Source organism: Bradyrhizobium quebecense, from assembly GCF_013373795.3.
GTDB lineage: Bacteria > Pseudomonadota > Alphaproteobacteria > Rhizobiales > Xanthobacteraceae > Bradyrhizobium > Bradyrhizobium quebecense.
The window spans coordinates 2,102,294-2,121,452 of the sequence record NZ_CP088022.1 but is presented as its reverse complement, the minus strand read 5'-3'; the positions used below and the strand labels follow the sequence as shown (position 1 = coordinate 2,121,452).

16 protein-coding genes and 1 pseudogene are annotated in these 19,159 nt (G+C 64.7%); 8 read left to right on the top strand and 9 right to left on the bottom strand.

Annotated elements, in window-relative coordinates:
* Window positions 1-33: 33 nt before the first annotated feature.
* Window positions 34-387, top strand: a complete 354-nt coding sequence (locus HU230_RS09860) for an MmcQ/YjbR family DNA-binding protein (protein WP_176531835.1) — start codon at window positions 34-36, stop codon at window positions 385-387.
* Between the two features lie 21 nt (window positions 388-408).
* Here the strand turns inward: HU230_RS09860 and HU230_RS09855 are convergent, their stop codons facing one another.
* Complete coding sequence (locus HU230_RS09855) at window positions 409-975, bottom strand: histidine phosphatase family protein (RefSeq protein ID WP_176531836.1); 567 nt, start codon at window positions 973-975, stop codon at window positions 409-411.
* 83 nt (window positions 976-1,058) lie between these two features.
* A complete protein-coding gene (locus HU230_RS09850; RefSeq protein ID WP_176531837.1) occupies window positions 1,059-2,024 on the bottom strand; it encodes a GlxA family transcriptional regulator in 966 nt (321 codons plus the stop codon).
* A 225-nt stretch (window positions 2,025-2,249) separates the two neighbouring features.
* Here HU230_RS09850 and HU230_RS09845 point away from each other — a divergent pair, with 225 nt between their 5' ends.
* Window positions 2,250-2,891 (top strand): HD domain-containing protein, encoded by a 642-nt coding sequence (locus tag HU230_RS09845; RefSeq protein ID WP_176531838.1) that lies wholly within the window; start codon window positions 2,250-2,252, stop codon window positions 2,889-2,891.
* A 47-nt stretch (window positions 2,892-2,938) separates the two neighbouring features.
* On the opposite strand, the gene HU230_RS09840 is transcribed toward HU230_RS09845, so the two are convergent.
* Both HU230_RS09840 and HU230_RS09835 read right to left on the bottom strand, forming a co-directional pair.
* Window positions 2,939-6,280 carry a DEAD/DEAH box helicase gene (locus tag HU230_RS09840; RefSeq protein WP_176531839.1) on the bottom strand — a complete coding sequence of 1,114 codons (3,342 nt, stop codon included), beginning with the start codon at window positions 6,278-6,280 and terminating at the stop codon, window positions 2,939-2,941.
* 157 nt (window positions 6,281-6,437) lie between these two features.
* Window positions 6,438-6,896, bottom strand: coding sequence for an SRPBCC family protein (locus HU230_RS09835; RefSeq protein WP_176531840.1), 459 nt, complete (start codon window positions 6,894-6,896; stop codon window positions 6,438-6,440).
* Window positions 6,897-6,973: 77 nt separating this feature from the next.
* On the opposite strand from HU230_RS09835, the pseudogene HU230_RS09830 reads away from it, so the two are divergent.
* From HU230_RS09830 to HU230_RS09820, 3 genes and pseudogenes are all read left to right on the top strand, one after another.
* A pseudogene (locus HU230_RS09830) lies at window positions 6,974-7,348 on the top strand (adenylate/guanylate cyclase domain-containing protein); the annotation flags it as partial.
* A 358-nt stretch (window positions 7,349-7,706) separates the two neighbouring features.
* The gene (locus HU230_RS09825; RefSeq protein WP_176531841.1) at window positions 7,707-8,927 is read left to right on the top strand and encodes a helix-turn-helix domain-containing protein; all 1,221 of its coding nucleotides are present in this window, start codon (window positions 7,707-7,709) and stop codon (window positions 8,925-8,927) included.
* Window positions 8,928-9,015: 88 nt separating this feature from the next.
* On the top strand, window positions 9,016-9,660 hold the full coding sequence (locus HU230_RS09820) for a Vgb family protein (protein WP_176531842.1): 645 nt from the start codon (window positions 9,016-9,018) through the stop codon (window positions 9,658-9,660).
* Window positions 9,661-9,688: 28 nt separating this feature from the next.
* On the opposite strand, the gene HU230_RS09815 is transcribed toward HU230_RS09820, so the two are convergent.
* From HU230_RS09815 to HU230_RS09805, 3 genes are all read right to left on the bottom strand, one after another.
* Window positions 9,689-10,906 carry an MFS transporter gene (locus HU230_RS09815; RefSeq protein WP_176531843.1) on the bottom strand — a complete coding sequence of 406 codons (1,218 nt, stop codon included), beginning with the start codon at window positions 10,904-10,906 and terminating at the stop codon, window positions 9,689-9,691.
* A gap of 132 nt (window positions 10,907-11,038) precedes the next feature.
* Window positions 11,039-12,205, bottom strand: coding sequence for a substrate-binding protein (locus HU230_RS09810; RefSeq protein ID WP_176531844.1), 1,167 nt, complete (start codon window positions 12,203-12,205; stop codon window positions 11,039-11,041).
* A gap of 90 nt (window positions 12,206-12,295) precedes the next feature.
* A complete protein-coding gene (locus HU230_RS09805; protein ID WP_224943148.1) occupies window positions 12,296-12,928 on the bottom strand; it encodes an HNH endonuclease in 633 nt (210 codons plus the stop codon).
* 210 nt (window positions 12,929-13,138) lie between these two features.
* On the opposite strand from HU230_RS09805, the gene HU230_RS09800 reads away from it, so the two are divergent.
* Window positions 13,139-13,690, top strand: coding sequence for an AAA family ATPase (locus HU230_RS09800; protein WP_224943145.1), 552 nt, complete (start codon window positions 13,139-13,141; stop codon window positions 13,688-13,690).
* Between the two features lie 48 nt (window positions 13,691-13,738).
* Here the strand turns inward: HU230_RS09800 and bamA are convergent, their stop codons facing one another.
* Window positions 13,739-16,276 carry an outer membrane protein assembly factor BamA gene (bamA, locus tag HU230_RS09795; protein WP_176531846.1) on the bottom strand — a complete coding sequence of 846 codons (2,538 nt, stop codon included), beginning with the start codon at window positions 16,274-16,276 and terminating at the stop codon, window positions 13,739-13,741.
* Between the two features lie 288 nt (window positions 16,277-16,564).
* Between bamA and HU230_RS09790 the strand changes: the two genes are divergently transcribed.
* Window positions 16,565-17,287, top strand: coding sequence for a response regulator (locus HU230_RS09790; RefSeq protein ID WP_176535078.1), 723 nt, complete (start codon window positions 16,565-16,567; stop codon window positions 17,285-17,287).
* Window positions 17,284-18,627, top strand: coding sequence for an ATP-binding protein (locus HU230_RS09785; protein ID WP_176531847.1), 1,344 nt, complete (start codon window positions 17,284-17,286; stop codon window positions 18,625-18,627). Before HU230_RS09790 ends, HU230_RS09785 begins: the two co-directional genes overlap by 4 nt.
* 8 nt (window positions 18,628-18,635) lie before the next feature.
* On the opposite strand, the gene HU230_RS09780 is transcribed toward HU230_RS09785, so the two are convergent.
* The gene (locus HU230_RS09780) at window positions 18,636-19,118 is read right to left on the bottom strand and encodes an EF-hand domain-containing protein (RefSeq protein WP_224944130.1); all 483 of its coding nucleotides are present in this window, start codon (window positions 19,116-19,118) and stop codon (window positions 18,636-18,638) included.
* Between the last annotated feature and the right edge of the window lie 41 nt (window positions 19,119-19,159).

Genomic DNA, 19,159 nt, shown 5'->3' with positions numbered 1-19,159 from the left:
TATGGCTTTGATGCCCCGCCAGCCCTCCGACTCATGCGCCCAAAAACCTTCGAAGCTCATTGCCTGCGCCTGCCCGCCGCCACCAAGGTGGTGCAATGGGAAGGCACGTCGGTGTTCAAGGTCGGCGGCAAGATGTTCGCGCTGGCCGGCGGCTTCATCGCGAGCACCGGCGGCTTCATGTTCAAGACCTCGAACATGGCCTATCAGCTTTTGATCGAGCAGGAGCTCGCGCGGCCGGCACCGTATCTGGCGCGTGCCAAATGGGTGCAACTGGTCGGCAACGACGCCCTGCCCGACGCCGAGCTCAAGGCCTATCTCGACCAGGCGCATGGGCTGATCGCCGCGAAGCTGACGCGCAAATCGCGCAAGGCGCTCGGGCTCGACTGACGGGCCGAGCCGCAGCGCGGTTCAGCCACCCAGCGGCTCGTCGGAATCGCCCGACAGCAATTTTGCAAACAGCTCCTTGAAGGCGAACTTGTCGTCGCCCTTGGCGCGATGGAAGCGCAGTACGACGTCGAACCGGCTGGCGTCCCATTTGGTGGGCGGCTTGCCCCTGCTGACTGGTATCAACGGAAGGACGTCGGCGATGATCGCCTTGTGCTCCCAGCACAGCAGCACGACGCCGTGCAGCGCCAGCAGCACCTTGACCAGCGCCGGCTCATCACCTTTGCCAAAACCTTCGTTGGGCGTCGCACCAAGACGCGCCGCCAGCGCCGAGATCGTCTCAGCGGGACGGCTGCTCGGCCCCCGGTTGGGCGTGGTGCCGGGCGTCGCGGCATAGATCGCGTCAGGCTTGACATAGTCGCCCTTGGCGAGGTCGGTGCCAAACAACGCGGTCCATGCGCCGGCGCGTTGCCAGCCGCGCAGGACAAGCGACTCGGTATCGGGCACACCGTCCGCGGTGAAGCCGGGCCCCGGCCAGCCATCATCAGGCTTTTCGGCGTGACGGATGATGAAGAGCGTGAGCGCATCCATGACGTCCTCCCCGGGGAAGATGTGTTGCTCGCAAGGGCAATTTCGATCCTATGCTGGCGGCATGCTCCGCTCCATGAACGGCGTCACAATTTGCGAAAACTCGCCCGGTACTGCGCCGGCGACACGCCGAGCCGCTCGCTGAACACGATGCGCATCCGGTCGGCCGAGCCGAACCCGCAGTCGAACGCAACCGCCTTCAGCGGCCGGTCCGAGCCCTCGAGCAGCCGGCGCGCGGCGTCGACCCGCGCGCGTTCGACGAATTCATGCGGCGTGAGGCCGGTCTCTTGCGCGAAGGCGCGGCCGAAATTGCGCACGCTCATGCCGACGGCCTCGGCCAGCGTTTGCAGGGTGTGGCGCTCGCCGACACGCTGCATGACGTGCGCCTGCGCGCGAGCGATCGGCGAATCCTCGTCGACCGGCGCGGTGAGATAGGGGCTGAACTGCGACTGCCCACCCTGGCGTTGCGCCACCACGACCAGCCGCTTGGCCACCGCGACCGCCACCTGCGGCCCATGACGCTCGGCGACCAGCGCGAGACCGAGATCGATGCCCGCGGTCACGCCGGCAGAAGTCATCAGTCTGCCGTCACGAATATAGATCCGGTCGAAGATCACCTCGGCGGCCGGGAAGCACGTCGCCAGAAGCTGCGCGTTCTGCCAATGCGTCGTCACCTTGTGCCCGTCGAGCAGCCCGGCATGGCCGAGCGCGAAGGCACCGGTGCAGATCGAACCGTAGAGCTCGGCGCGCGCGGGCGCCCCGCGCAGCCACTGCGTCAGCGCCGGATCCGGCTCGGTATCGGGCAACGCCGGTCCGCCGGCAACCAGCAGGATGTCGAATTTCTCGTCTGCCTCATCGAAACTGAGGTCGGCTGATATCTTCATGCCGTTCGATGCGCGCAGCGGTTCGCGGCTGGCGCCGACCAGCACCGTCTCATAGCCGTCGCCATCAGCGACAAAACCGTTGGTCTCCGCGAACACGTCGACGGGGCCCGCGATATCGAGTGCCTGAACCCCTTCGTGAATCGCGATCGCTACCTTCTGAACCGCCATGCCTTCTCCCTGCCCCAGCCTTTCCTTGCCTGTGGCGCGAAACGATGTCTCGTTGGCCAGATCCGGCGGCGCACGATCGTTGCGGGATCAGGCCAAGACGGGCGACAAGCACACCACGGATCACGCCACGAGGCGATCCGAACACACCGTAGAGACGAGCGCTGGCGCGCCCCGCGTGTTTCGCACGCCACGGTATCGTCTTGCCATATCGAGGAGCGTCTTGAAATGACCGAGATCATCGCTGGCATCCGTGTACCCGACAGCGCCATGGCCCGCGCCGCGACCCAGCTGGTCCGCGATACCGAGGACGACCTGCTCTATAATCACAGCCGCCGCGTGTTCTTCTGGGGCGCGCTCACCGGCAATCGCCGCAAGCTGAAGTTCGATCCCGAGCTGCTCTATATCGGCGCCATGTTCCACGACATGGGCCTCACCGCCGAACATGCGAGCCCCGATCTGCGCTTCGAGGTCGACGGCGCCAACGCCGCACGCGACTTCCTCAAGGGCTACGGCGTCGCCGAACGCGACATCGAGGACGTCTGGGCCTCGATCGCGCTACACACCACGCCCGGAATCCCCGAGCATATGCGTCCGACCATCGCGCTGGTCACCGCCGGCGTCGAGATGGACGTGCTCGGCATCGCCTACGACGATTTCTCGCACGAGCATCGCGACCATGTCTGCGCGCATCATCCGCGCGAGGCGAACTTCAAGGAGAACATCATCGATCATTTCGCGGCCGGCACCATCAAGAAGCCGCTGACCACCTTCGGTAACGTCAAGGCCGACGTGCTTGCGCTGAAGGACATGAACTACACACGGGTGAACTTCTGCTCGATCATCCTCGGCTCGAAATGGCCGACGTGAAATCGGCCAGCCCGCCCCGGCCCTCATCAGCCGGGACGAAGCCATGCTCAATCCGCGAACAATGCCTGGACGTCCTCTTCCGTGAGCGCGGCGCCGATGCGTCCTTGCGAATCGAAAATGCTGTCGGCCAGCGCGCGCTTGCGGGCCTTGAGTTCGTCCATCTTCTCTTCGATCGTACCGGTAGCCACCAGCCGATAGACAAAAACGGCCTTGTCCTGCCCGATGCGATGAGCACGGTCGATCGCCTGCTCCTCGACCGCGGGATTCCACCAGGGATCGAAGATGATCACGGTATCCGCGGCGGTCAGATTGAGTCCGACACCACCGGCCTTCAGGCTGATCAGGAACAGGTCGGTGACGCCGTCCTGAAACTCCTCGATCACGCGCCTGCGGTCCTTCGTTTCACCGGTCAGCACACTGTACCTGATGGCGAGCGCGTCGCAGCGCTTGCGGATCAATGCCAGCATGGAGGTGAACTGCGAGAATACGATGATCTTGCGCTTCTCGCTCAGGAGTTCTTCGATCATCTCCATCAGCCGATCGAGCTTTGCAGACGGACGCTTGACGCCGTCGTCGAGGTTGAGCAGCGCGGGATCGCAGCAGGCCTGGCGCATCCTGAGAAGGGCTTCGAGCACAACGATATGGCTCTTGGCCAGGCCGCGTTCCCGGATCGCCTTGCGGACCTTCTCTGACATCGACAGACGGATGGCATCGTAGAGTTCCCGCTGGTTGCCTTCGAGAACGACCCTTTCGGTGAACTCGCTCTTCGGCGGCAACTCGGCGGCCACCTCCTGCTTGGTCCGCCGCAGCAAAAACGGGCGGATGCGCTGCGTCAGCGCCCGTGCGCGTCCGACGTCGGCACGCTTCTCGATCGGCGTCCGCCAGTTGCGCGCGAACGCCGCCCGATCGCCGAGATATCCCGGGATGGCAAAGCTCATGATCGACCAGAGTTCGCCGAGATGATTTTCCATCGGCGTGCCGGTCAGGCAGAAGCGATGCCGCGCACGGATGTCTTGGAGCCGCCGCGTCGTGACCGCGTTGGAATTCTTGACGGTCTGAGCCTCGTCCAGCACCGCGATGTGCCATTCACGCGCCAGCAGCACCTCGTGATCGCGCGCGATCAATGGATAGGTCGTCAGAACAAGATCGTGATCGCCGATCGCTTCGAAACTTTGCCTGCGGTCGGGACCATGCAGGACGAGAACCCTCAAGCCTGGGGTGAACTTGCGCGCCTCGTTGAACCAGTTGGTCATCAGGCTTGTGGGAGCGACGACGATCGCAGGATCCGTCAGATGACCGCGCGCCTTCTCCAGCGCCAGCAACGCCAGGATCTGGACGGTCTTGCCCAATCCCATGTCGTCCGCCAGCACGCCGCCCAAGCCGCTTTCCCTGAGCAGGTCGAGCCAAGCCACGCCCTGCGTCTGGTAATGCCTCAAGGCCGCATTGAAATCGGATGGCAGGACCGGATCAGGCAATCCGCGGGCGCCGAGCAACCCTGCCATGCGGCGAAGACTATCTGCTCCTCTAAAGACGAAGTGATCGGCTTCGAGACCGAGCAGCGGCACGATCTGTGCGCGCGACAGCCGGAACTTTCCCGAGGTAGCGACGAAGGTTCCGCTCAGAGTAAGGCTATGGAGCGCCAGTACGAGCGGGAGGAAGCGATCGGCCGCCAGCGCCAGATAGCGGCCGTCAGCCAACGGCAGGTAGACGCTATCGCCATCCTCCGCGAGTTGCTTGACCGTCTCGGGCGCAAATCCCGGTTGCGATACCAGCGCCGCCACGAGCGGGGCGAGATCGCGGCGCTCGCCGTCGATTTCGATCCCGAGCGCAAGCTCGAACCAGTCGATGCCGCTGCTCTCGAAGTCGGCATCAAACACCCCGGATGAGGTCGCGAGCCGGTACGGGAAATCGTCGTCGATGCGGATTTCGAGACCGGCCGCCTGCAAATTGGCCGCATCAACATTGAGGAAGTCGAGCCAATCGGTCGACTGCGCGAAAGTCAGATCATACGCATGCGCGACATCAAGCTGCAGGAAGGCCGATCTCACTTCGACCAGGCCGAGACTGGTTAGTCGTGCAGTCATCTCCTTCTCTTTGGCCTTGCGTCGCGCGACGACGTAGAGAATTCCGTCCCGGAACTGCTCCACGCGGTGGGCGCTTTCCGACCGTTCGATTTCGACCGGGCCGTAGCGGAAGCTGAGGCGGGCCACCGGCACGCGGTCGGGCGTACCGTCGCCATAGTAGTAGTAGGCATGAGCCGCCTTGCGCCCCGACATCAAACGAAGCAGCGGCTTTGGGTCCATGTCGATCTTGGTGGCGGCGGCCGGCGGCGCGGGCAACCAGCCGTGATCCAGGCTCGGCAACTTCTGGCCAAGGCGTTGCACGACTTGCGCGACATGGGCATGCGGGATGGCTGGAGCCAACAGAAGCCGGCAGCTCAGCCGCTCCGGAAGATTCAACGTGATCGGCCCGATCAATCCGGCGGCGGCGTCGATGTAGACCGGCGGCTCGGCATTCAGCGCCGTTGCGCCCTCGACGATCAGCAGCGGAGCAATGCCGTCCCTGGTGACCTGACGCCACGCGATGCGACCGTCCCGCGGCTCGCCCCATTGCAGCGGCGCACCGCTGTGATCGCGCCAGAACGCCCGCCCCGTCGCGACGACCTGTTTCAGGACATCAGCCGAATAGGTGCGTCGGCCGGACGTATAGCCGGACCGAAACTCGCTGGACAACCTGACAAGGATGTCGATGTCGGAACCAAGGTAATATTTCGGTGCACGGTCGACCGAAAATTCGTTCAAGGATGGCTGCGACACCTTGCTGCCGAACTCGCCGGTCTTCAGGATCTTAACGGATACCAGCGACACATCCATGCAGGGGGTACCACCCCCTACCCCCTCGGGCTGCAGGTAGTAGAGCAACCGCTGTGTGACATCGTGCGGATATTCCGTGTTCCGCATCGACCGGCCGACCGTCTCGATCCATTCCGCGATTTGGTAGGGCAGCACCGCGTCAGGTCGCGACTGCCCGTTGCCCGCGGCGCTTCGCGGCTGCTGCGGTGCCACGCCGGTCGCCCGTACAGGCGAATGCAAGGCTTCAAACAGCGTCGCGGCAACGTGCTTGCAGTTCACGGCCATTGGACAGGTGCAATCGCCATCGACGTCGACCAGTCGATTGCCGTCGAACTCCAGCTCGATATCGACCTGATAGGGCTTGCGTTCGGTTCCGCTTACCTGCGCCTGCACGCGGGTGAGATCCGGACTGACCACCAACGCCGAGACGCGGCCCTGAGCACGGTAGGCAAAGGCCTTGTCCACAGCCGACCGGCTGAAGAAGCCGAGGATGTCCTTCTGTTTCAGTCGCTCGGAAAGGTTCGGAACGTCGGGCATCAAGGATTGCGGTTTCCAGGAGCGTGGCGGAGCCGGGACAATCCACCATTAGCAGGCGGAATATGTCGGCCAAACGGCATCGACGAGTGCCTGCCCTGCTTCCACACCTTCCTTTGTCGCCGGCCGCGGCACATTGCGGTCGGCGGACGCCCGCAGTCTAACTGCCCTGCGCCGGACCGCGGTCCGGCCCAGGATCGCGACCGGCGGCAACGAGCGCGAGCCTGGCAAGGTAGTGCGTCCAACCCTTGCTATGGCTCGCGCACTGCTCGGCGTTCGGCAGGCCGCTATGGGTCATCCGCAACAGCGTGCCGCTGTCCTTGTTGATCAGGTCGATTTCGATCAGGCTCGATCCCGGCGGCACCTCGGCGCCGCCCTCCCAGCCGAAACTGTAGGCGAGACGATGCACTGGCACGACCTCGCGAAATGCGCCGCGTGCCGCCCGCGACAGATCGCCGGAGACGCCCTTGAGCAGATAGAGCCCGCCGGGATGCAGCTCAGTCTCGGCCTCGAGCCCCATCCAGCTCACGATCTTCTGTGGATCGGTCAGGAAGGCGAACACGGTTGCGGGCGGCGCCGCGATCTGGATCTCGCGTTGAACGATGAAGGCTTCAGTCATCGATCCTTCCTCCATTGACGGTGGGTCTTCAGGGATAATTCGTGACAAGGGTGGCGCATCAACCCCATGATGGGGTGATGCAATTGTCCTCGACGTTGAGCTGGCTGGTCGACGCCGCCGCCGAGACCGCGGGCGCCAACCGGTTGCTGGCGGATCTGGGTAGCCATCTTATCACGGATGGCCTGCCGCTTGCCGGCGGCGCGCTGACGCTCGAAGTTCCGCACCCGTTGATCGCCCGGCGCACCTGGCTGTGGCGCGCCGGCAATGGCGAGGTGATCGAGGCGCTCGGGTTCGCGCCGGAACAACCCTTTGCAATGCCCGCTATGATCGGATCCGGGGATGCCGGCCGGCGTTGGCTCAACAGCCTCGCGCCCGGCCCCATCCACGAGGACACGATCGGAACGCGGCCGAATGGACCGACCCTCGGCTGGATCGGGACCCGCGCCTTCACACCGGCCGCGCGGCATCGCACAGCCCTGCGCGGTCTTCACCCTGCCGGAGGGAATGCGCTCATCAGCGCGTACATCGGGACCATCCCCTGCAACGAGAGCGGTCCCTGCATGGCGCCGCAGATCGTGTCGGCCGGCGCCAGCGCGGCCACCAGCGCCATCACGGCGAAGGTCGGCGCCGCCGCCAGCGACAGCCAGCGCGCGACCATGGCACCGCGGCCGCCGAACCGGCCTTTCAACCAATCCTCGTGTGTCTCGATTCCGGTCATCATTCGATCTCTCTGGGGATGATCCATGTCGTCATGTGCTAGGTTAGGACCGGGCCTCGGAGGACGAGAGTGACAAGTGTGTCGGGATTCGAATGGACTCGCTGATTACGGCTGCGGCGCGCGCGCTCGCGGCGGGTGATCCCCTCGGCGCACTGAAACGGGTAGCGCTGCGCGACGATGCGCCGGCGCTGGCGCTGCGCGGCATCGCGATGGCCCGGCTTGGCGATTTCACCCGCGCCAAGGAGCTGTTGCGGCGCGCGCGCCGCGCCTTCGGTCCGCGTGAAGCCATCGCGCGGGCCCGCTGCGTGGTGGCCGAAGCGGAGATCGCGCTGGTGTCGCGCGACCTTTCCTTTCCGAGAAAAAGCCTCGCGGCAGCGCGCGCAACGCTCGCGGCGCGTGGCGATGCGCTCAACGCTGCCCATGCCGGCTATCTCGAAATCCGCCGCCTGCTCTTGATTGGGAGCCTCGATGCGGCCGAGCGCATGCTTGATGACCTCGACCCGGCGCCCTTCCCGCCGGCGCTGCGGGTCGGACATGAACTGGTCGTCGCCGGGATCGCGATGCGGCGGCTGCGGACCAAGCCGGCGCGCGAGGCCCTTGCACGGGCAAAGGATGCCGCGCGCCGCGCCGGCATCGCCGAGCTTGCGGCCGAGGTCGAAAGCACCGCGCGCCTGCTCGCGACGCCGGCGGCGCGCCTGATCGCGCGCGGCCATGAGCGGCCGCTGCTGCTCGAGGAGGTCGAGGTCCTGATGGCATCGAAGGCGCTCGTCGTCGATGCCTGCCGCTACGTCGTGCGTGATTCCCGGACCACGGTCTCGCTGACGCGGCGGCCGGTGCTGTTCGCGCTCGCCCGTGCGCTCGGCGAAGCGTGGCCGCAGGACGTCTCGCGCGGCACGCTGATCGTACGCGCGTTTCGCGGCAAGCATGCCGATGAATCGCACCGTGCGCGGCTGCGGGTCGAGATCGGACGCCTGCGCCGGGCCTTGCTGCCGCTCGCCGATCTCAGCGCGACACCCGACGGCTTTGTGCTCGAGCCGCATGGCCGCCGCGAGGTCACCGTGCTGGCGCTGCCGGTCGAGGAGGAACACGCGGCGGTGCTGGCCTTCCTCGCCGACGGCGAGGCCTGGTCGAGCTCGGCGCTGTCGGTGGCGCTGGGCGCGAGCCAGCGCACCGTGCAGCGCGCGCTCGACGCGCTGGCCGCCACCGGCAAGGTGGAGTCGGTCGGCCGCGCCCGCGCAAGGCGCTGGATGACGCCCCCGGTGCCGGGATTCACGACGACGTTGTTACTCCCTGCCCCGCTGCCGAACGGCTAGCATCAGGGAGCAATCAGCGCGTTTTCGAGCGAAGTGGATACCCCTTCGCATCAAGGAAACGCGTCAAGACAACAACCAGGAGCGCCGCATGAAGAAGTCCGAAGCCGAAATCATCCGGGAATATGCCTTCGAAGGCGTCGAGAGCGTCGGCGGCGTCAGCTTCGACGGCGAGCAGGTCTGGTTCGCGGCCGGCGGCCGATTGGTCGCCTTCGATCCCGACAGCGGCAATACCACCCGCACCCTCGACATCGCGGCCCATGCCGGCACCGCCTTCGACGGCAAGCACCTCTATCAGATCGCCGAGGACCGCATCCTGAAGATCGAGCCGAACAGCGGACGCGTGGTGTCAACGATCCCCTCGCCCGGCGGCGGCCGCGACTCCGGTCTCGCCTGGGCGGAAGGTTCGCTGTGGGTCGGCCAGTATCGCGACCGCATGATCGTTCAAGTCGATCCGGAAACCGGCAAGGTTTTGCGCACCATCGAAAGCAACCGGTTCGTCACCGGCGTCTCCTGGGTCGACGGCGAACTCTGGCACGGCACCTGGGAAGAGGACCAGAGCGACATCAGGCGCATCGATCCGCAGAACGGCGAGGTGATGGAACGGCTCGAGATGCCGCAGGGCGTGTTCGTCTCCGGGCTCGAGTCTGACGGCAAGGACCGGTTCTTCTGCGGCAGCGGCTCGACCAACAACAAGGTGCGCGCCATCCGACGGCCAAAGCGCAGCCGCGCGTGAAGCAAATGACTTCACGCGCGCACCGGACTTACGCAGGCGCGGGCACCGCCGTTGGCCGCGCCGCCGGTATCGGCCGGAACGTCATCATGATCAGGAACGCGCCGAGGCCGACGGCCCAGGAGCCGACATAGAGCCACGTATAGCTCGCAAAGGTGTCGTAGATCAGGCCGCCGGCCAAGGGACCGGTCGCCATGCCGAGGCTGCCGGCCATCGCGGTACCGCCGATCACGGTGCCCATCATGCGCAGCGGGAAATTCTCGCGGATCAGCACGGAATACAGCGGCATGGTGCCGGCATAGATGAAGCCGAAGATCGCCGCGACCGCGTAGAATGCGGCCAGCTCGCGCACGAGGACATAACCGAGCGCGCCGAATGCCTGCGCCAGCAGCCCCAGCACCAGCACGCGCTTGGCGCCGAAACGGTCGCCGAGCAGGCCGAAGGCGATGCGGCCGCCCATGCCGGCGAGCCCTTCCACGCTGTAGATCGTCACTGCCGCGACCATCGGAATGCCGCAGGTGACCGCGTAGCTCACCGTGTGGATGATCGGCCCGGAATGGGTGGCGCAGCAGAAGAAATTGGTCGCGATCAGGATGATGAATTGCGGCGAGCGCAGCGCCTGCGCCAGCGACATCGACGGCTCACCATTCGTGCTCGCCGCTTCAGCGTGGCCGCCTTGCAGCGCCGGCGGGCGGCGCACCAGGAACGAGACCGGGATCATGATTGCGCCGACCACGCCTGAGACGATCAGCATCGACGTCCGCCAGTCGTGGTGGGAGATCAGCCAGGCCGCGAGCGGTGACATCGTCATCGGCGCCATGCCCATGCCGGCCGACACCAGCGAGACGGCAAGACTGCGATGGGTGTCGAACCAGCCGGTGACGCAGGCCATCATCGGGGCAAAGATCGCGGCCGTTGCCGCGCCGACCAGCGCGCCGAAGAGAAATTGAAATGCCAGCAGCGACGGTGCCTGGCTTGCCAGCGCAAGGCTCGCCGCCAGCACGACCGATCCGGTCAGCACCACCGGAAGCGGCCCGAAGCGGTCCGACAGCGTGCCCCAGATCATGCTGGTGAAGGCCATTGCGAGGAAGCCGATCGTCATCGCACTGGAGATGCCGGTCACCGACCAGCCGGTCTCCCGCGCCATCGGCTGCAGGAACACCGGCAGCGAAAACATGCCGCCGATCGCGACGCAGCCAAGCAGGCCGCCGGCCGCGACGATCACCCAGCGATAGGCTGAATTGGTCATTCCGGAACTCCCATGCAGTGCGTTCTGGCTGAAAGACGAACGAACCGGGGTGGAACCGACAGCGGACGACCGCCCTGGCTCACTTTTTTTTGCGAGCGTGGCGGCCTTCAAAGGCTCATGCCCGGCCGAGCGTCAGCGACCAGCCAAACTGCATCCGGGCTGCGGCGCGATCACGCCGAGTGGCCGAACCTGCACGAGCTCGGTACCTTGCGTCTTGGCGATGAACATGTTCATCGCTACGTGATGATGCCGGCCGAGCGTCACCGGCCCGGTCGGCGACGCAATGGTGAGGCCAGCCATCGCGTCGATGATGGCCTCCTTGTCGAGCTTGCCGGCCTTCTCCGCCGCCGCCTTGAGTGCGATCAGGGTGTTGTAGTGCGTCATCACATAGTTCGACACTGCGACGCCTGGGTTCGCGGCGGCGCGCGCCTTTGCGACGAACGCCTTCACGGCCGGATCCTCGCTCGCTGCGACCGCCGGCACCACCGTCACCATGTTCTGGCCCTTGCCCCGGAAGATACCGAGATCGACCTCGGACAATCCGAGGAAAGCGACGGTGATCTCCTTCAGCAATCCGGCCTCGTCGGCCTGCCGGATGAAGTCCATCCCGTCGCCCTTCAGCGCGAACAGCAACACCTTGGCCTTGCTCGCCGCGACCTCCTTGATCAGCGGAGAAAAGTCCGTCTCGGTCCCCAGCGTGTACCTCGTCCCGACCACCCTGCCACCGAGCTTCTCGATCAAGGGCTGCGCGATGCCGAACATCTGATGCGGCCAGACCCGGTCGGCGCCGAGCAGGAAATACGTGTTGCCGAAGGTCTGCGTCATGTAGGGCAGCAGCTGGCCGAGCTCCTGGTTCGGCACCGCGCCGAACGAAAACAGATAGCGGCTGCATTTGCCGCCCTCGTAATTGGTGGCGTAGAGCAGCGGCGTCTTCGAGCTCTCCGCAAGCGGCACCAGCGCATTCAAATTCTGCGAGGTGATCGGGCCGACCACGGCCAATACGCCGTCCTTCTCGACCAGGGAGCGCATCGCTTCCGCAGCAGCCTGCGGCCGCGTCTTGTCATCGGCATAGATCACCTCGACCGGCCTGCCGAGAATGCCGCCCGCCGCGTTGATGTCCCTAGCGGCGAGATCGAGCCCGAGCCTGGCCTGCTCGCCGTAGAGCTCGACGCCGCCGGAAAACGGCAGCACGGCGCCGACCCGGATCGGTCCGCCGGTTTCCGCCGCACTTGACGGCTGAAGCGCGGCGCCGCAGAGCAGCAGCGCGAGCGTGATGCAGGTGATCGAGCGGGGAGCCATGTGTCCTCGATTCATACCGCTAGCAGGCGGAATCTCAGCCAAATTTAGCTGCGTGGCTCGAAAAGATTGGTTAAGAGCTCAACCACTCGATCACTTGCGGCTACTGCTTCGTTGCGGATTCGCCACGCGGCCTCCGAGATTTGCCGCCCATTCGCGATGATAAAGGACTGCTAACCCCACATACGTCGCCGGCGTGAGCCGCGAAGAGATGGGCGCGTAGTTCGATTGTGGACGATGCAAACCGAACTTGCCCGCGATCCAGCGTCTGAACCCGGACGACCGGATCACCCGTTCGAGATGTCTCAAACGGGACCCGTCCACGCCGAAGGCTCTCATCGCATCTCTAATCTTGGCGTCTTCACGAAACTCCCAGTTCTGTGCACGAACCCATCTGAAAAACACCTCGGGAATACTCGTATTTGGCATCAGATCGTGGCACTCGCGGCACAGCAAGAACAGATTTGACACTTTGTCGCTCCCCTCGAGCGACTTGGGGATTATGTGACAGCGCTGAAGAGGAATTCGGTTCCAACGTCGCAGTATCTCGTCCCAACCTACCTCGGGCCGCTTGATGTCGTACCTTGCGCTGTAGTGAAATCCGCAAGCCCAGCAGCGAGGCTTGCTCGGTTCTACGTGCAAGTACAACTTGGAAAGCCGATGCTTCCAATAATCATAGATTTGCGCTTTGGACGGAAGATCCTCAGCAGCCTGCCACGCAGCCATAGCATGTCCTCCAAATGCTGAACGCGAATCGTGAAATCACTCGCAGACTTCACCGTGAGCGCGTTGCCTATCTCAAGTGTCGCGATCTATCGTCGCGCTGCTCGTAGAGATACCTCCGGGCCGTCACCCATAGGTCGATTTGGATGAGGTGCCCATTCTCGTAGCTGGCGCGCGATCACGCCCGCTTCATGCCTACTGAAAGGATACGCTTTGGAAAATCGCTTCGTCCTGATCTCCGGCTGCTCCGGCGGCGGAAAATCGACCCTGCTGGCGGAACTGCGCGCACGCGGCTATCCCGTCGTCGAAGAGGCCGGCCGCCGCATCATCGCAGAGCAGCTTGTGTCGGGCGGCAACGCCCTGCCCTGGGTCGATACCGCGGCCTTCCTGCGCCGCGCCATTGACGTCGCGCTGAAGGATATGGCGATCGCCAAGGCTCAATCCGGATGGGTGTTCTTCGATCGCGGCCTCGTCGACGCGGCGTCGGCGCTGGAGGCGCTGACGGGTGAACCGGAGCTGCACCCGGTCTGCTCCGACCATCGCTACCACGCGCGCGTGTTCATGACGCCGCCATGGCCCGAGATCTACGTTACCGACGCGGAGCGACGGCACGACTTCGAGGCGGCGACGGCGGAGTATCAGCGGCTGACGGAGACGCTTCCCATGCTCGGCTACGACGTCATCAGCCTGCCGAAGACGTCTCCGTCGGAGCGCGCAGATTTCGTGCTGGCGACGCTCGGCGGCAGCGCGGCATCGATAGACTGATCAGACCGTCACTCCGCGGCCTCGTCGGCAGGTGGCAGGCTTGCCCGATCAGAACGACGTCCCGCCGCCGAACCTGAACTCCTGCACAATGTCGTACTTGCCTTTCGTGATCGGCACGGCGTAGTCGAAGCGCAGCGGACCGAAGGGCGACGCCCAGATCAGGCCGACACCCACCGAGGTTCGCACCACGTTGTTGTCGTCGTATTGCAAGCCGCAGGTCGGGCACGCCGGCGTGTTGACCTCGCCGGTCGCGGTCCACGACGTCGGTCCTTCGTAGCCCCAGAGCGAGCCGGCATCGGCGTAGACCGCCCCCTTCAGCCCAACCTCCGAGGGTAGGAACCAGAACGGCATCTGCAGCTCGAACGAGGCGCCCCAGTACTTGGTGCCGCCGAGCGCATCGCCGACCGCCCCGAAACTCGCATAAGTGATGTCACGCGGCCCGATGCCGTTGGTGGCAAAGCCGCGCACGAGGTTCGGCCCCATCTGGAAATGATCCAGCATGCGCAGATCGTTGTCGCCGACCTTGGTGAGCACGCCGCCCTGCAGATGGATCAGGCCGATGAGGTCGGACACCAGCGGCGTGTAGTATTTCGCATCGACCGCACTCTTGAGATACGTCACGTCGCCGCCGACGCCGGCAAAATCCTGCTTGAAGTCGATCAGCAGGCCGTCGGTCGGGTTCTTGTTGTTGTCGAGCGTGTTGTAGGTCAGCGTATAGCCGATCTGCGAGGTCCAGGTCGCGCCCGCAGCCAGCTCCTTGCGCACGGGCAAGGTGGATTCGCCGTCGCCGTAGCAACCATATCCATAGAGCCCTGATGAGACCGAGTTCGTCGGATCGACGCCGCCGAGCACATCCTTGATGTAAACGGGCGTCGGATTGAACGCGAGCGATGTGTTGGAGGCATTGTTGTTGCAGTTGTTATAGGCGCTATCGAGCGAGACTTCCTGCTGATAGAGCGAATAGCGCAGCTGGAGCGTCAGGTCCTCGCGCAAGGCGAGACCCAGCCGCGGCGCGAACCCGATCGTCTTCACGCCATAGGTCGTGTAGTCGGTCGGCAGCTGCTCCTTGTAATACGCATCGAGCCCGAGCGCGATGCGGTAGTCGAGCAGATACGGCTCGACAAAGGAGAGCGACAGGCCGCGCGAATACTGGCCATAACTGACCGTCGCCTTCGCGAACAGGCCGCGGCCGAGCAAATTGCGTTCGGAGACGCTGACCTCGGCGAGTGCGCCGTCGGTCGTCGAGTAACCGCCCGAGACCGAGAAGTCGCCGGTCGACTTCTCCTCCAGATCGACGATCAGGATCACCCGATCGCTCGATGAGCCGGGCTCGGTGGTGATCTTGACCGTCTTGAAGTAGTCCAGATTCTTCAGCCGCCGCTCGGCACGATCGACCAGCGCACGGTTATACGCATCGCCCTCGGAGAGATCGAACTCGCGTCGGATCACGTAATCGCGCGTGCGGCCGTTGCCGCGAATGTCGATCCGCTCGATATAGGTGCGCGGCCCCTCCTCCACGCGGAACATGATTCCCACCGTGTGGGCCTCGAAGTTCCGGTCGCCGTCCGGACGGACCACCGCGAAGGCGTAGCCGCGGCGCGACGCTTCGATCTGCATATCCTCGACCGACTTCTCGATCGCCTCGACATTGTACAGCGAGCCTTCGCGGACCCGCGAAAGCGAACGCAGGATGCCCGGATCGAAGCCCGCAATATTCGAGCGGAAGCTCACCGTCGCAACGCGGTACTGCTGTCCCTCCTCGATCTTGAACGTGACCTGAAAGCCCTTGCTCTCGCGGTCATACTCGGCGAGCGCGGCCACCACCTGCACGTCCGCATAGCCGTGCTTCAGGTAGAAGCGGCGGATAAGGTCGCGGTCGGCCTCGACGCGGTCGGGGTCATAGATGTTGGCGCTGCCGAGAAAGCTCAGAAAGTTCGTTTCATGGGTCTTGATCACATCCTTCAGGCGCGCAGCCGTGAAGGCGTTGTTCCCTATGAACTCGATGGTCTTGATACCGGTCTTGGCGCCCTCGTCGACGGTGAAGACGAGGTCGACGCGGTTGTTCGAACGCTCGATGATCTCGGGCGTGACACGCACGTCGTAGCGGCCCGAGTGGCGGTAGATCTCGGCGATCCGCAGCGCATCCGACTGCACCATTGGTCGCGATAGCGTGCCTCGCGGCTTGGATTGCACCTCGGCCGAGAGCTGCTCGTCCTTGACCTTCTTGTTGCCTTCGAACGCGACGCGGTCGATCACCGGGTTCTCGACGACCGAGACGACGATCCGTCCGCCGGTGTGATTGATCTTGACGTCCTGGAACAACCCGGTCCCGACCAGCTCCTTGAGCCCGTCGTCGATCGCAGCCTGATCGAGATGACCGCCCGGCCCCGGCCTGAAATAGGAGCGGATGGTCTCCGCCTCGACCCGCCGATTGCCTTCGATCGCGATCGCATCAACCGATTGGGCCGCCACCGGCGCCAACAACAGCCAAGTGACTGGCCAAGTCACCGGCCAGATCACTGACGTCGCCGGGATCGAAAATCCCGTCAGCACAATCGCCGCGACAAAGCTTCGCCACGTCTTCATTCCACACCTCGCGAACAAGCCACCCGTTGTGACGAGATCGTGATGGCTGCGGTGTGGCTGCTGGATTGCGGGATTATTTCCAGTGATTGGGGACTGTGAGCGCTGCACGACGCAGCCCCGGTCCCGGTTTTGTTTCCGGCCGCGAGCGCCGCTTACAGTTCAGAAACACTATGCTTACGAAAAGGCGCAATGCCGCCCACAAGCGATGCGCATGCTGGTCGATTGGTGGCTAAGCCAGCGCGCTGCAACGCGCGCAAATGCCCTGATGACGAGGCCCAGTCGCAAACCATGCTCGCACATACTCCGAAGATCCTGGTCGTCGAGGACGATCTGCAAACCAGAGACTTGATTGCCCGTTACCTGCGCGACCAATCGTGCCTGGTGGCCACCGCCTCGAACGGCAAGGAAATGGATCGTTACCTTGCCGGACACTCCCTCGATCTTGTTGTGCTCGACCTGATGCTGCCGGGAGAGGACGGACTGACGCTGTGCCGGCGCCTTCGCAGCGACTCGACGATTCCAATCATCATGCTCACGGCAAAGGGCGAGGACCTCGACCGGATCCTCGGGCTCGAGATGGGGGCGGACGACTATCTCGCCAAACCCTTCAATCCGCGCGAGCTGCTGGCGCGGATCAACGCGGTGCTGCGACGCCAGGCCCAGGCTGGCCTCGCCGGACGCTCCGGCCAGAGCGCCGCGCGCCTGCGCTTCCAGGATTGGACCATCGATCTTCGCCTGCGCGAACTGCGCGATCCCGACGGCGCTCAGGTCCCGCTGACCAGCGCGGAGTTCGACCTGCTGCAGGCCTTCTGCGAGCGGCCCGGCCGGATCCTGACGCGGGACGGCCTCCTGACGATGACGCGCAGCCGGCCAGCCAGCCCTTTCGGGCGCAGCATCGACGTGCTCGTCAGCCGGCTTCGCCGCAAGCTCGATATCGGCGAAGGACCGTCGGTGATCCGGACGGTGCGCACCGGCGGCTACATCTTCACGCCGCATGTGGAGGATGCATGAGCTGGACCCGCAGGATTGCCGCGCTCTTCAGCTTCCACCGGATCAGCGGCCAGATCGCCGCGCTGGTCCTGCTTTCGCTGGTGTTGATCCATGCGCTGATCGGGCTTTATTTCACCAGCCAGAAACCGAGATCGTTTGCGGACAGGCCGATCCATCAGTTCCAGCTGGTTGCCAGGCTTCTCGCCGAGACCCCTGCGGCCGAGCGCGCAATGCTGTTGCAGGCGGCCGATCGGGCGTTTCCCCGGCTGCACTTCACATTGCGCGACGTAGCTCCAGGCTCGTCCGGCGATGCTTCGTCCGAAATATCAGGCGTCGACGATGTCGATGAGCTTTCGTCGAAGACCACGCCGGCGGCGGTACGGTTGCCGGACGGGGCCCTGTTCGAAGCGACGATCGGCCCGACGAGAATGCCGCCCTTCTTCGGCGTATTCTGGGTCAGCACATTCCTGTTCCTGTTCGTCAGCGTCACGCTGCTCGGCGTATGGGCCGGCCGCGCGCTCAGTGCTCCGCTCTCGGCATTTGCCCGCGCCGCCGAGAATTTCAGCATCAGCCAGGCGGCCGCTCCGCTTGCCGAGACCGGCCCGGAGGAAATCCGTGCCGCAGCGGTCGCACTCAATCGGATGCGCGAACGCATCACCACGCTGATGAATGACCGCACGCGCATGCTCGCCGCCATCAGTCACGACTTGCGGACGCCGATCACCCGGCTGCGGCTCAGATCCGAATATATCGAGAACGACGCCCAGCGCGCGGAGACCCTGCACGACCTCGACCAGATGCAGGCCATGCTGGAATCGGTGCTGTCATTCCTGAGCGGCGGCAGCGCGGCGAAGCCGACCCTTGTGAACGTAGCCGCCCTGCTGCAGACGATCAGCGAGCAGTTCTCCGATTGCGGCCATGTCGTGCGCTACCACGGCCCGCTCAGGGCTTCACTATTGATCCGCCCCAGCGATATCAGCCGGACCGTGACGAACCTGGTGGAGAATGCCCTGCGGTTCGGCAGCGAGGTCGATATCAGGCTGACCGCATCCGCCGATCAAGCGACCATCGACGTATCGGACGACGGCCCGGGGATTCCGGAGCACCGCCGGGCCGAGATGTTGAAGCCCTTCGTCCGCGGCGACGAGGCCCGCACCATGGACGAGAAGAGCGGCTTCGGGCTCGGCCTTTCGATCGCTCAGGCCATGGTGTGCGGCCATGGCGGCGAACTCTCCCTGCACGACAACGCACCGCACGGCCTGCTTGTCCGGATCAGATTGCCAGGGGCCGTGCATCCTGGATCGGATCGGAGCACGGCAAGCCCGATTCGCCCCGCGCTTCCGGAGCTCGTGTCCGGCTAGACCGAACCTCAGGATCGCTTGCCCCTGCCGCCCGGCCGCTTCTGCTCGGTTCCAGAATCCTTCAGTTCGTCCGGCGTGACGCGGCAGTCGCCGTTCTTGTCGTTCTGCAGAATGAATTCGTTCGGCTTCTCGACGAACTCGCGGCGGGTAATCTTGCCGTCCTGGTTCTCGTCGAAGTAGCCGAAATCCGCATCAGCGAGCGGGCCGCCGGCGTGGCGAACGCCCTCGAACTCGGCCGGGGCAAGATTTCCGTCGTGATTGCGGTCGGCGCGATCGAACAGCCGCCCGAGATAGGCTTTCCACTCGTCGCAGGTGTAAACGCCATCATGATTGGCGTCCCAGATCTCGGCCGCGATCGCCGGCGAACGATCGTCGCCCGCGCGCGGCGAAGGCTGTGCTCGATCCGGAGAAGCCGGTTGCGCCAGCGCAAACGGCACTGCCGTGCAAAGCAAACTCGCCGTCGCGATCATCCCGCAAACGGATGGCAACATTCTGCGCAAGTCGAACTCTCCTCCGCGTCATCCAGAAGCGG